This is a genomic window from Pseudonocardia charpentierae, from assembly GCF_031845345.1.
Classification (GTDB): domain Bacteria; phylum Actinomycetota; class Actinomycetes; order Mycobacteriales; family Pseudonocardiaceae; genus Pseudonocardia; species Pseudonocardia charpentierae.
Genome location: NZ_JAVREJ010000014.1, coordinates 128,097 through 140,338, shown reverse-complemented (window position 1 = coordinate 140,338; position 12,242 = coordinate 128,097). Strand labels below are relative to the sequence as shown.

At 74.9% G+C, this 12,242-nt stretch carries 14 protein-coding genes; 8 read left to right on the top strand and 6 right to left on the bottom strand.

The features are described from left to right. Positions 1 to 41: 41 nt before the first annotated feature. On the bottom strand, positions 42 to 422 hold the full coding sequence (locus RM445_RS19805) for an NUDIX hydrolase (protein WP_311558209.1): 381 nt from the start codon (positions 420 to 422) through the stop codon (positions 42 to 44). A gap of 121 nt (positions 423 to 543) precedes the next feature. Here RM445_RS19805 and RM445_RS19800 point away from each other — a divergent pair, with 121 nt between their 5' ends. The 5 genes from RM445_RS19800 (at position 544) to RM445_RS19780 (ending at position 3,498) form a co-directional block, all read left to right on the top strand. Continuing rightward, complete coding sequence (locus RM445_RS19800) at positions 544 to 705, top strand: hypothetical protein (protein WP_311558207.1); 162 nt, start codon at positions 544 to 546, stop codon at positions 703 to 705. A 3-nt stretch (positions 706 to 708) separates the two neighbouring features. After that, positions 709 to 1,245, top strand: coding sequence for a PH domain-containing protein (locus RM445_RS19795; RefSeq protein ID WP_311558205.1), 537 nt, complete (start codon positions 709 to 711; stop codon positions 1,243 to 1,245). Between the two features lie 26 nt (positions 1,246 to 1,271). Continuing rightward, positions 1,272 to 2,156 (top strand): PHP domain-containing protein, encoded by an 885-nt coding sequence (locus RM445_RS19790; protein WP_311558204.1) that lies wholly within the window; start codon positions 1,272 to 1,274, stop codon positions 2,154 to 2,156. Positions 2,157 to 2,356: 200 nt separating this feature from the next. Further along, on the top strand, positions 2,357 to 3,208 hold the full coding sequence (locus RM445_RS19785; RefSeq protein ID WP_311558203.1) for a RecB family exonuclease: 852 nt from the start codon (positions 2,357 to 2,359) through the stop codon (positions 3,206 to 3,208). Beyond that, entirely contained in the window at positions 3,205 to 3,498 is a 294-nt protein-coding gene (locus tag RM445_RS19780) for a hypothetical protein (protein ID WP_311558202.1), read from the top strand. Before RM445_RS19785 ends, RM445_RS19780 begins: the two co-directional genes overlap by 4 nt. A gap of 14 nt (positions 3,499 to 3,512) precedes the next feature. Here the strand turns inward: RM445_RS19780 and RM445_RS19775 are convergent, their stop codons facing one another. After that, positions 3,513 to 4,766, bottom strand: coding sequence for an Rv3212 family protein (locus RM445_RS19775; RefSeq protein ID WP_311558201.1), 1,254 nt, complete (start codon positions 4,764 to 4,766; stop codon positions 3,513 to 3,515). Positions 4,767 to 4,785: 19 nt separating this feature from the next. Continuing rightward, positions 4,786 to 6,687 (bottom strand): DEAD/DEAH box helicase, encoded by a 1,902-nt coding sequence (locus RM445_RS19770; RefSeq protein WP_397469369.1) that lies wholly within the window; start codon positions 6,685 to 6,687, stop codon positions 4,786 to 4,788. A 225-nt stretch (positions 6,688 to 6,912) separates the two neighbouring features. Here RM445_RS19770 and RM445_RS19765 point away from each other — a divergent pair, with 225 nt between their 5' ends. Together RM445_RS19765 and RM445_RS19760 are read left to right on the top strand one after the other, a co-directional pair. Further along, positions 6,913 to 7,605 carry a ferritin-like fold-containing protein gene (locus RM445_RS19765; protein ID WP_311558200.1) on the top strand — a complete coding sequence of 231 codons (693 nt, stop codon included), beginning with the start codon at positions 6,913 to 6,915 and terminating at the stop codon, positions 7,603 to 7,605. Positions 7,606 to 7,719: 114 nt separating this feature from the next. Beyond that, entirely contained in the window at positions 7,720 to 7,947 is a 228-nt protein-coding gene (locus RM445_RS19760) for a DUF3107 domain-containing protein (RefSeq protein WP_311558199.1), read from the top strand. Between the two features lie 58 nt (positions 7,948 to 8,005). Here RM445_RS19760 and RM445_RS19755 read toward each other — a convergent pair whose 3' ends face one another. The 3 genes from RM445_RS19755 to RM445_RS19745 all read right to left on the bottom strand — a co-directional run bounded on the left by RM445_RS19755 (position 8,006) and on the right by RM445_RS19745 (position 11,070). Beyond that, a complete protein-coding gene (locus tag RM445_RS19755) occupies positions 8,006 to 8,635 on the bottom strand; it encodes a TetR/AcrR family transcriptional regulator (protein WP_311558197.1) in 630 nt (209 codons plus the stop codon). Between the two features lie 92 nt (positions 8,636 to 8,727). Then, complete coding sequence (locus RM445_RS19750) at positions 8,728 to 10,518, bottom strand: P-type ATPase (RefSeq protein WP_311558195.1); 1,791 nt, start codon at positions 10,516 to 10,518, stop codon at positions 8,728 to 8,730. A gap of 24 nt (positions 10,519 to 10,542) precedes the next feature. Beyond that, positions 10,543 to 11,070, bottom strand: coding sequence for a hypothetical protein (locus RM445_RS19745; protein ID WP_311558193.1), 528 nt, complete (start codon positions 11,068 to 11,070; stop codon positions 10,543 to 10,545). 134 nt (positions 11,071 to 11,204) lie between these two features. On the opposite strand from RM445_RS19745, the gene RM445_RS19740 reads away from it, so the two are divergent. Further along, a complete protein-coding gene (locus RM445_RS19740; protein WP_311558192.1) occupies positions 11,205 to 12,242 on the top strand; it encodes an alpha/beta fold hydrolase in 1,038 nt (345 codons plus the stop codon).

Here is a 12,242-nt window from a genome sequence, read left to right as displayed (position 1 = left end):
GTGAACACCAGAGGGTGCCTGTCCCGCGGTGACGGACCGGCTCAGGAGCGGGGGAGGGCGTCCCACTCCGCGAGCGCATCCAGGAGTCCGTCGACGAGCGGGAGCGCCGCCATCGCCGCCCGGTCGACGAACCGGGCGTCCAGTGCGTCGTCGCCGGCCCGCAGCGGCCCGGAGACGACCGTGCAGCGGTAGTCAACGATCCCGTACGGGCCCCGCACGACCCGTCCGACGAGCGCGCCCGGCGTGACCTGCAGCCCGGTCTCCTCGAACATCTCCCGGACCAGGGCGGCGGCGTCGTCTTCGCCCGGCTCCACGCGGCCGCCCGGCACCGACCACAACCCGCGCCCGGGCTCGTTCGCCCGCTGCACGAGCAGTAGTCGTCCGGCCTCGTCGTAGGCCAGGCCACCCACACAGGCGACCATTCCGTCACTGTGCGTCATGGACTACTGGCCCCCCGTGTGAGTGATACGCTCATTTTGGCTGCCGCGCTCCGGTACAACGAGCCCCGTCTTGTCGTACCGAACGCGCGAAACGGTGGTCTTGATGAATGGCAAGAAGATCCTGGGGACGCTCTCGATCGTGCTCCTCGTGTTCTTCGTGATCTCGCAACCTGGAAGGGCGGCGATGTCGGTGCGGAGCATCGGGACCTCGTTGGCGGGAGCCGGCCAATCCATGATCGACTTCGTGACGCAGCTCGTGGCGTAACCGATGCTGGCGCCGCGCGAGATCGACGAGTACCTGCTGCCCACCGAGCGGCGGGTCATCCGGGTGCGCATGCACTGGGCGGTCATGGCCAACAACCTGTTCCTGACCGGTCTCTTCCTGCTGCTCCTGATCGTCGCGCAGCACTACCTCCCCACGAGTGCACTGGTCGACAACCTGACCTTCTACCTCGCGCTCGCCGCCGTGCTGCGGTTCACCCTGCAGACCATCCTGTGGTGGATCGAGCGGATCGTGATCACGGACAAGCGGGTGATGCTCGCGGAGGGCATCATCACCCACAACGTGGGCATGATGCCGCTCAGCAAGGTCACAGACCTGACGTTCCGGCGCACATTCGGCGGCCGGATCCTCGGCTACGGCACCCTGATCGTCGAGTCCGCGGGTCAGATCCAGGCGCTCAACAAGATTAAGTACATGCCGCGCCCGGAGGAGATCTACGAGGCGCTGTCCGAGTTGATCTTCGGGGAGAAGGGCAAGACGCGCGCGACCGGCATGCTGGCTCGCCCGCGGTGGAACCGCTGATCGGTACCTCGGGTTAGCCTCCGGGGATGGGCCGTCCTCGCATCGACCTGCACACGCACTCGACCGCCTCGGACGGCACGGACTCGCCGACCGACCTCGTGGCCGCGGCTGCGGCTGCGGGCATCGACGTGCTCGGCCTGACCGACCACGACACCACCAGCGGCTGGGAGGCGGCCGTCGCGGCGTTGCCTGCGGGCATGTCGCTCGTGCGGGGGGCGGAGTTCTCCTGCGTGGTGCCGGGGCCGGACGGCAGCGCGGAAGTGGGCAAGGACATCCCGGTGCACCTGATCGGCTACCTGTTCGACCCCGGGCACGCCGCGATCGTCGCCGAGCAGTCGCGACTGCGGACCGAGCGCACGGCGCGGCTGCGCCTGATGACCGAGCGGATGGCCGCCGCCGGGTACCCGGTGGACGTCGACACGGTCTTCGCCCTGCTGCCCGAGGGGGCGAGTGCCGGGCGGCCGCACCTGGCGCGCGCGCTGGTGGGGGCGGGGGTCGTCGCGTCGGTGGACGAAGCCTTCGCCAAGCTGCTCTACACCGGCAGCCCGTACTACGTCGAGAAGGTCGACACGCCCGCCGCGACGGCCGTGGCGATGGTGCGGGCCGCGGGCGGTGTCGCGGTGTTCGCCCATCCGCTGGCCCGCCGGCGCGGTCGGGTGGTGGACGAACGCGCGATCGCGGAGCTCGCGACGGCGGGGCTCGCCGGGCTGGAGGTCGACCATCCCGACCACGCCCCGGCCGACCGTGCGCTGCTGCGGGGGCTGGCGGCGGAGCTGGACCTGGTGGTGACGGGTTCGAGTGACTACCACGGCACGAACAAGACGACGCCGCTCGCCGCGGAGACCACCGACCCCGCCCAGTTCGAGGCGCTGGTCGACCGCACCGCCGGCGTGGAGGTCCTCGCGGGCTGACCCCGGCCGCCCGCCCGTCCCGTCCCTCCGCGTTCCCGTCTGCCCGGCTGCGCGCGAGTCGGTACGAAATGGCGAGCGAATGTCGCATCTGGGGCACTCGGCACTGCCCCGGATCGCACATTCGCTCGCCAGAACGTACCGACTCGCGGGTACGGCGGGGCCCCCGATAACAGGTGGTGGGGCGGCACTACCGTGGACGGGTGGACGGCGGCACACAGCTCGGGCTGGACGCGCTCGACCCCGCGTTCGCGCCTCGGCCGCTGCTACGCGTCACCCCCGCCCGGCTCGCGACCTGGAGCGACTGCCCCCGCCGCTACCGGCTGACCTACGTCGACCGGCCCGCCCCGCCGCGGTCCGGAGCTCGCGCCGGCAGCACGCTGGGTGCCGTGGTGCACCTCGCGCTGCGCGCCTTCTACGACCTGCCGCCCGCCCGGCGGACCCCCGACGCCGCTGCGGGGCTGGTCGACCGGAACTGGAACAGCGAGGGCTTCCGCGACGGCGAGCAGGCTGCGGAATTCCGTCTGCGGGCGCGGGAGTGGGTCGCCGAGTACGTCGCCGGAGCCGGGGCCGACGCCACGCCGATCGCGCTGGAGCGCTGGGTGTCGGTGTCCACGTCGCGGATCGTCATCCGGGGGCGTACGGACCGGATCGACGAGCGGGGCCGTGAGGCCGTCGTCGTCGACTACAAGACCGGACGTCGACCGGGTGCCGACGACGCCCGCCGCTCGCAGGCGCTGGCTCTCTACGCGCTGGGCGCCCGGAGCACGTTGCGCCGCCCGTGCACCCGCGTCGAGCTGCACCACGTGCCCACCGGCGACGTCGTGGCCGCCGTGCACGACGAGGAGTCGCTGCGGGAGCACCTCGACCGCGCCGAGGACGGCGCCCAGGGGGCGGCCGACGCCGCCAACGCCCTGGCCGGGGGCGGCGACCCGGACCTGGCGTTCCCCGCGAGGCCCGCGGCCCGCTGCGGCTTCTGCGACGTCCGCCGGCACTGCCCCGAGGGGCGTGCGACAGCACCGGAGCGGGAGCCGTGGGCATCCCTGGAACCGTGAGCCCGGCCCGCCCGAGGGCGCGTCGGAGCCTGCTACGCGGCCTGTCGGGCGTGCTCGTCGGCGGGCTCGTCGCACTGGCGCTCGTCCTGCTCGGGGGCTGGTTCTACGCCGACCGCACCGGCCTTCCCGGGCCGGGGCCCGGCATGCTCGCGGGCCACCTCGCCGCGGCCGTGGCCGCCGTGACGGCCCAGGTGTGGGTGGACCGGCGGACGGACCGCACCGGCACCCTGGCCGCCCTGGCGCTCAGCGCCGCGGTCGTCGGCGGCCTGGCGCTGGTCTGGCTGTTCTGAGGCCCACGGCGGCCTCAGGACGTCGGACGCAGGGCCACCACGGTGGAGCCGCGCTGCTCCAGCAGTATCTCGCCCTGCACGGCCGCGACCACCGGTGCGCGGGGGTCGTCGCGGGCGACGGGCAGGGTCCGGGTGACCCGCCCGGTGTCCGGGGTGACGACCGCGACGCCTGCGGGGACCGGCACCACCAGCCCGCCGCCGTAGCCGACGGCCGGCCCGAGGGTGTCGGGGAGAATCCATGAGGGCGTGAGGTCGAGGCCGTCGAGCGCGACCGTGCGCGAACCCGTCCACCAGTACACGCGGTCGTCGTCCGCGGTCACAGCCGGCACACCACCCACCGGCGGCGCGGCCAGGTCCGCCGCGGGGACGTCGAGGCCGACCAGGCTCACCTGGATGCCGGACCGGTCGAGCACCTCGAGCCGCGGAGGGTTGGGCAGCGCGACGGCGACGCGGTCCTCGGACGCCGCGATCAACGTCGCGTTCGACGCCGCCAGCGGGACGGAGAACTCCTCCTGCGGCTTGTCCGCCTCCGCGCCGTCCGGGATCAGCACGGTCAGCCGGTCCGTCGCCTCGCCAGGACAGCGTTGCAGCACGGCCAGCCTCCCCGAGGTGGGGGCGAAACCGGTCGACTCGCAGTCCTGGCGGGGCTGGCGACCCACCTGGCGCGGAGTGGGCACGCGGCCGTACTCGACGGTCCGCACGAGGTCGGGCCGGAACACCTCGAGGTAGGTCGGGCCGGTCGCGGTGACCAGCGAGCCACCCTGGATCAGGCGGGTTCCGGGGTGGACGTCGGGGTTGCGTTGGCGGTCGCGGGTGCCGGTGTCCGGGCGGAGCGAGGTGAGCTCGCTGCACCAGTTGCCGTGGCGGTAGAGCGCCAGTGCACGTCCGCCGTCGTTGTCCGGGAAGCCGGCGGCCACGGTGCACAGCGGGACGTCGCGCGTGTAGCTCCAGCGGACGTCACCGGTGAGCGCGTCGCGGCCGGAGACGACGTCGCCGTCGCCCGTGACCACCACCGGACCGGCCACGACCGGACCGGGTGTCGCACCGCTCGCGGCGCGCCAGGCCTCCGTGAAGCCCCCGGGCACCCCGGCGGCCCCGGGCGGAGCGGGCACGACGGCGGCCGCGGGGGCCGAGACCGCGCCCTGGTGCGCAGAGGTCGCCCAGAGCACGGTCGACACCACCGCCACGGCCACCGCCAGGCCCGCTGACACCACGACGTCCACCCGGCGCCGCCGCTCGGGCGGCGGCAGCAGGCGACGTCGCGGCACGGAGGAGATCAGCTGCAGGTCAGCTGGCTGCGGCGTCCGGGGTCGCGGCGTCGTCCCGCGAGGCCTCGCCGGTCGCCTCGCCACCACGACGGCGCCGGGCACCGCCACGACGGCGACGCCGGCGCGGCTTGCCGTCGGCATCCGTGCCGTCGACGGGGCCGGAGCCCTCGGCGGGCTCGGTCTTCGCCACCGGAGCGGTCTCGGGGGCGGCGGCCGGAGTATCGACACCGACACCGGTCAGTGCGGCTTCCGCCGCCACGCCGCCCGATTCGAGCAGTTCGCCGCCGCGGCTGCGGGTCCGGGGGCGGCGCTGGCGGGCTGGGCGCGGCTCCTCGACCGGTGCTGCGCCGTTGCGCTCGCGGGGCTTGCGGCGGCGACCGCCCTGGTCACCCTCGGTGTCGACGTACTCCGCGTCGAGGCCGGCGCGGGTGCGCTGCGAGTGGGGCAGGCGTCCCCGGGAGTCGGCGGGGATCTCGAGGTCGCTGTAGAGGTGCGCGGAGGTGGAGTACGTCTCCGGGGCCTCCGGCATGTCGAGCCCGAGGTCGTCGCTGATCGTCTTCCACTTGTGGAGCTCGTCCCAGTCGACGAGCGTCACCGCGACGCCCGTCTTGCCCGCCCGGCCGGTGCGGCCGATCCGGTGGACGTAGGTCTTGGCGTCTTCGGGGCACTGGTAGTTCACGACGTGGGTGACATCGGTCACGTCGATCCCGCGCGCGGCGACGTCCGTGGCCACCAGCACGTCGACCTTGCCGGAGCGGAACGCGCGCAGCGCCTGCTCGCGGGCGCCCTGGCCGAGGTCGCCGTGCACCGCGGCGGCGGCGAACCCGCGGTCCGCGAGGTCGTCGGCCACCCGCTGCACGGTGCGCTTAGTGCGGGCGAAGATCATGGTCAGGCCACGGTCCTTGGCCTGCAGCACGCGGGTGAGCAGCTCGACCTTGTCCATCGCGTGGGCGCGGTAGACCAGCTGCGTGGTGTTCTCGTGGGTGGAGCCCTGGTCGGCCTCCTCCGCGCGGATGTGCGTGGGCCGGTTCAGGAACGCGCGGGAGAGCGCGATGATCGGGCCGGGCATGGTGGCCGAGAACAGCATCGTGTGCCGCTGCTCGGGCAGCATCCGCATGATCCGCTCGACGTCGGGCAGGAAGCCCAGGTCCAGCATCTCGTCGGCCTCGTCCAGGACGAGGGCCTTGACGCGGCCGAGCACCAGGTGGCGCTGCTCGGCGAGGTCGAGCAGGCGGCCGGGGGTGCCGACGACCACGTCGACGCCCTTACGAAGCGCGGCGAGCTGCGGCTCGTAGGCGCGGCCGCCGTAGATGGCGGTGACCCGCACGCCCAGCTTCGACCCGGCGTCGGCCAGGTCCTTGGCGACCTGCACGCACAGCTCGCGGGTGGGCACCACGACCAGGGCCTGGGGGACGTCCTTGGTTCGGTCCGCGGCCTCGCCGACGGCGTTCGCGGCCGGCTGCTCCGACGGCGGGACGACCCGCTGCAGCAACGGCACGCCGAAGCCGAGGGTCTTGCCCATGCCGGTGCGGGCCTGGCCGATGACGTCTTCGCCGGCCAGGGCCAGGGGGAGCGTGAGCTCCTGGATGGCGAAGGTGCGCTCGATGCCGGCCTCGGCCAGCGCCGCCACGATCTCGGGGCGGACGCCGAGCTCGGCGAAGGTGGGGGACTCCGGCTTGACGGGGGCGCCTGCCTGAAGGGGGTGCGCCTCCTCGAGCAGGTCGGCGCTCTCGCTCTCGGCGGCGGCGCTCTCGGGGGTCGCGCTCTCGACGACAGAACTTTCGGTGACAGTGCTCTCGGGGGAGCTGTCGGTCTCGACGGACAGGATGATCGCCTCTCTCCGCGCACAGGAGCCGGTCCGGCTCGTCGACCGCCGACGACATTCGGCCAGGCGGGAGAGCCGACGAGGCGCTGTACGCACCAGGTCAGTTGAGGCACCCGGATCGTCGTCCAGGAAGCCTCGCGGGTATGCGCGCACCCCGTTCGGGCGCTGCGCTGCGACTCATTCTAGCCGGTCGACGGCATCGGAGTGCAGCCGCGTCACCGACGTCTCACTCCATCGGCGGACGCCGCCGGCCCGATCGGCCGTCGGGGATGCCGCTGCGCACTCCCTCCGGCGGTGACCTCACGCATTAGGCTCGGTGGCATGTCGACCGCGTCGCCGCAGCCCTCGCCGCCCACAGTCGCGGGTCCGGCCACGCGCCCGGACCGCGCCACCATCGACCTGCTCGGCGTGCTCGCCTACGGCGAGCTGTCGGCCTTCGACCGCCTCGCCGAGGACGCACGGCAGGCGCCGACGCTGGCGGGACGAGCCGCGCTGTCCACGATGGCGGCGGCCGAGATCGGTCATTTCCGGCTTCTCGACGACCACCTGCGCGGCATGGGCGTGACGATCGAGGAGGCGATGCTCCCCTTCGTCGCGCCGCTCGACTCCTACCACGCCTCGACCAGGCCGCGCAGCTGGCTGGAGTCGCTGGTCAAGGCCTACGTCGGCGACGGACTGGCCGCCGACTTCTACCGTGAGGTCTCGACCTGGGTCTCCGGGAACACCGGCGCGCTGGTGCAGCAGGTGCTGGCCGACACCGGGCACAGCGCCTTCGCCGAGCGCGAGGTGCGGGCGGCGTGCGCGTCGAACCGGCAGGTCCGCGACCGGTTGGCGCTGTGGGGCCGCCGGCTGCTCGGCGAGGCGGTGACCCAGGCCCAGCGGATCGTCGCCGAACGCGACGAACTGGCGGAGTTCATCGTGACGGGGTCGGGCGACCTGACCGGCATCGCCGCACTGCTCAGGCGCCTGCAGTCCAACCACGGGAAGCGGATGGCCAAGTTGGGGCTGAGCTGAACAGGGGCTGAACGGGGGGACGAGGCCGGGACCCCGGTCTCCCGTCCCGCTCGACTAGCCTGGGTCCCGGCCCCGTTCCGGGGCCGATCGACAACACGACCAGGAGGTCGACCGGTGGAGGTCAAGATCGGCATCGTGGAGAGCCCGCGGGAGCTCGTGGTGTCCAGCGACCAGACGCCGGACGAGGTCCAGAAGCTCGTCGACGCGTCGCTGAACGGCGGTGACCCGCTGCTCAAGCTGGTCGACGAGAAGGGCCGCCGGTTCCTCGTGCGCGCCGACCAGATCGCCTACGTGGAGATCGCACCCGCCGAGCGGCGGGTCGGGTTCGGCCTGGGTTCCTAGCAGCCCGGGACCGCGTCTGTCCGATCGCCGTCCGGCCCGCCTGCCGACCGGACGGCGGTCACGACCCCGGTGGGCGCTCGTGCACCATCGGGAAACCCGCCAGACCGCGCCACGCCAGGCTCGCCATCAGCGCCACGGCCTCGTCGCGCGGGACCTTCTGCTCCGAGTCGAGCCAGTACTGCGCGGCCACCTGGCTCAACCCCACCAGGCCGACAGCGAGCAGCCGGGCCCGGGGTGCGTCGAGCCCGGCGTCGGCGGTGACGGCCGCGGCCACGGTCTCGATGCAGCGGGTCAGCGCGCCGTCGACCACGGCGGCGGCCTCGGGCTCGCCGCGCAGGTCCGACTCGAACACCAGCCGGTAGGCCTGCCCGTCGCCGGCGACGAAGTCGAAGTAGGCCGACACCGCGGCGGCGACGCGTTCGCGGTTGTCCGAGGTGCGCCCGATCGCGTCGCGCACCCGCTCGACCAGGTCGTCCGCGCAGGTGGTCAGCAGCGCCCGGTACAGCTCGAGCTTGCCGGGGAAGTGCTGGTAGAGCACAGGCTTGCTGACGCCGGCGCGTTCGGCGATGTCGTCCATGGCGGCGGCGTGGTAGCCCCGGTCCGCGAAGATGTCGCGCGCGGCGACCAGGAGCTGGGCACGGCGGGCGCTCCGGGAGAGGCGGACGCCCCGCGCGGGTGCCTCGGTCATCGCCGCCGCCTCCTGTCGCCTCACGGCTCGGGTCTGTGGCCGCACACCCTACCGGCAGGTAATGCCATGACCGACGTCCGCGGTGGTGCGGATCAGGCCGGGTCCGGCCGGGGCAGGGCCGGGACCCGGCGCAGCGCGGCGGCGTGCAGCAGCGCGACCACGGGGTAGCACGCCGCGGCGAGGGCCGCCGCGAGCGGGTGCAGCAGGCCCGTGGCGGCGAGGGGCACCGCGACCAGGTGGTACGCGGCGGAGCCGGTGATCGTCCGTTCGACCGTGCGCGCCGTCCGGCGGGCGGTCCGCAGGGCGTCGACGGCCGTCAGCGGGTCGTCGTCGCGCAGGGCGACCCCGGTCCCCGCGAGCCGCACCGCGCCGTTCCGGCCGAGGGCGACGTCGGCCGCGGCGAGGGCCGCCTCGTCGCCCGGTCCAGCGACGACGGCGACGGTGCGCCCGGCCTCGCGCAGCCGGGCGACGGCGTCGCCACGGTCGGCGGGGCGGACCTCCGCGACCACCTCCTCGACGGCCAGTGCCGTCGCCAGCCCACGCGCCGCGCCCTCGTCGTCGCCGGTCAGGACGACCGGGCGAAGGCCGAGCGCGCGCAGTCCGTCGACGGCGTCGGGCACGCCGGGCCGGACCGGATCGACGACCTCGAGCAGGGCACGCGCGACCCCGTCCCATGACACCGCGACGGCCGTGGCTCCACGCGCGTGGATCTCCGTCAGCGCATCGCCGAGGTCGGCGGGCAGGTCGATCCCGTGCGCGCCGAGCAACGAGACGCGGCCGACCAGCGCCGCGTGCGCCATGACGCGCGGTTCGTCGCAGGTGTCGGCGCAGGCGTCGGAGCAGGCATCGGCGCAGGTGAGGAGCTCCGTGACGATGCCGCGCACCCCGAGCCCGGGGTAGCCGTCGAACTCCGCGACGCCGGGGAGCGTGCCGAAGCGGGTGCGCGCCGCGTCGGCCACCACGGCGCCGACCGGATGGGTACCGGCCGCCCCTCCGGCCTCCCGGCCCGCCGCGGCGACGGCACCGGCGATGCGCAGCGCCTCGTCGGCGTCGACCCCGTCGGCGACGTGCACCGCCTGCAGCGCACGGGCGCCGGTCGTCAGGGTGCCGGTCCGGCACAGCACGACGGTGTCGACCCGGGCCAGCGCCTCCGCGCTCCGGGGGCCGTCGAGGAAGGCGCCGAGCGCGGCGGCCCGCGACGTGCCCACGACCAGCGCAGTCCCCGCGGCGCGTCCCACGGCGTGCGGGCACCCGACGAGCAGCACCGCGGCAGCGGCGCCGAGTGCGGTGAGCGCGCCTGCCCCCGTGCCCAGCCAGAAGCCGAGCGTCGCCACGGCCAGCACGACGACGACGGCGGCGAATCCGCCGACGGCACGGTCGGCGGCCCGCTGCAGCACCGCGGCGCCGCGCCGGGCCCGTTCGACGGGGCCGTCGCCGTGCGCCTGCCCGTCCGCGGCCGTCAGGCGCCCCTCGACGGCCCCGCCGGCGCACCGCAGCGTCGCGGCCGCGGCGGCGACGACGGTCGGGCCCAGATCGGCCGGGTGCCCCAGCGCGGCGATGAGGGCCGTGGCGGCGACCGCGAGCAGCCCGACGCCGGTGAGCGTGTCGACGGTGACGGCGCCACGGCGCATCGCCGCCCATGCCGAGTGGAACGCCGGCCCGCCACCCCACCCGACCGCGACGGCGGCGAGGGCCAGGGCGGTTCCCGCCCACGCAGGGTGACCCGGGTCGGTCACCGCCACCGCGAGGACGGCGAGCGTGAGGACCGCGCAGCCGGCGTCCGGACCGATCGGCCGGAGGTGGACGGGCGCCGCCTCGACGGCGGCGACGACGGGCACGGCGTCGTCGCGGACCTGGCCGACCGGGCTGATCGTGCTGGTCATCGCCTGCTCTCCGCGCATCGTCCGTCAGCCGGCGGGCAGCGTGAACGTCGCCGTGTGCACCGCGCCTGCGTGCCGGAAGTCGAGGAACAACCGGTAGGTCCCGCCTTCCGGCACGTCAGCGGTGAACGTTATGCCGGGGCCGGCCCGCTCGGTCGGTGTCCGCGGGGTCGCGTCAGGGTGAACGTGGGCGCGGGCGAGGTCGCCCACGCGGAGCGCGACGAGCCGGCCGAACCCGTCGTCGAGAGGCTGGAGGTCGGTGACCGGGGCGCCGTTGCGGCTGACCGTGACGAACACCTGCACGGGGGCGCCCACGGCGAGGTCCCCGTCGAGCCGGAGCTGGTAGCCGTCGACCTCGGCGACCCGCGAGGGGGGATCGGGCGCGGGAGTGACCGGCACAGGGGTTGCCACGACGGTGCTGGTGGCCACGACGGGGGCCGGTGCGGTGGGGGGCTCCGGGAAGGGCGAGCGGATGTGCGCACCCGCCGTCCACGCCGCCGCGAAGGCCGCGACGACGAGCGCTCCGTAGCCCGCCGAGCGGGCGGCCGTGCGCATGCGGGCCTCCTCGCGCCGCGGGCGCCGGGCCCGCACGACGTCAACGACCCGGTCCGGCCCGAGGTGACGTGAGGTTCGCCCACGGGCCGGTCCGGGAGTGGCCGAACACGAGAAGAATCAGCGATGCTCGGAAGATGTCCGTCGCTCCACCGTTCCGCCTTCCGCGCCGCCCCGACCGCACCGCCGACGAGCGCCGCGACACCGGTACCGCGGCGGTCCCCCTGGCCGACGCCGACTCGTTCCCGGCCTTCGACGCGCACCGCCGCCCCTGGCCCGGCCGGGAGGTCACCTCCGGTGGCGTGAGCCTGCACGTCCGGGAGACGCCCGGTCCCGACGGGACGCCGGCCGTCTACGTCCACGGGCTCGGCGGCTCGGCGCTGAACTGGACCGACCTGGCGGCGCTGCTCGGCACGCGGGCCGCCGGCACCGCCGTCGACCTGCCCGGGTTCGGCCGGAGCCGCCCCCCGGCCGGTTTCGACTTCACCCCGGCCGCGCACACCGACGCCCTGCTGTGCTTCCTCGCCGGCCGCAACGAGCCGGTGCACCTGGTCGGCAACTCCCTCGGCGGCGCGGTCGCGCTCGGTGTCGCCGCGCGACGTCCCGAGCTCGTCCGCACGCTGACGCTCATCTCTCCCGCCATGCCCGACCGCCGCCCAGATCCCCGGCGCATGGCGGACATCCGGCTGGCGCTGGCGCTGGTGCCCGGCCCGATCGGGGAACGTGCCCGGGCCGGGCTCGCGGCCATCGCGCCGCGGGCGCGTGCGGAGCAGACGATCCGGGTCTGCTTCGGTGACCCGTCCCTGGTGCCCGAGCACCGCCTCGTCGAGGCCGCGAAGGAGATCGTCGTGCGCAGCGCGCTCGAGTGGGCCCAGGAGGCGGGGGAGCGGACGGCCAAGGCCATGGTCGCCAGCTGGTGGTGGGGCACCTCGCCGTGGGCGGTCGCCGCGCGCGTGCAGGCGCCGACGCTCGTCGTCTGGGGCGACCGCGACCGCCTCGTCTCCCCGCGCCTGGCCGCCCGCACCACGGCGACGATCCCGCGGGCGCGGCTGCTGATGCTGCCCGGGGTCGGGCACGTCGCCCAGATCGAGGCCCCGGAGAAGGTGGCCCGGGCCGTCGCGGGCCTGTGGGAACGGGGGGACGAAACCGGGACCTCCGGCGCTCCGGAGTGGTGA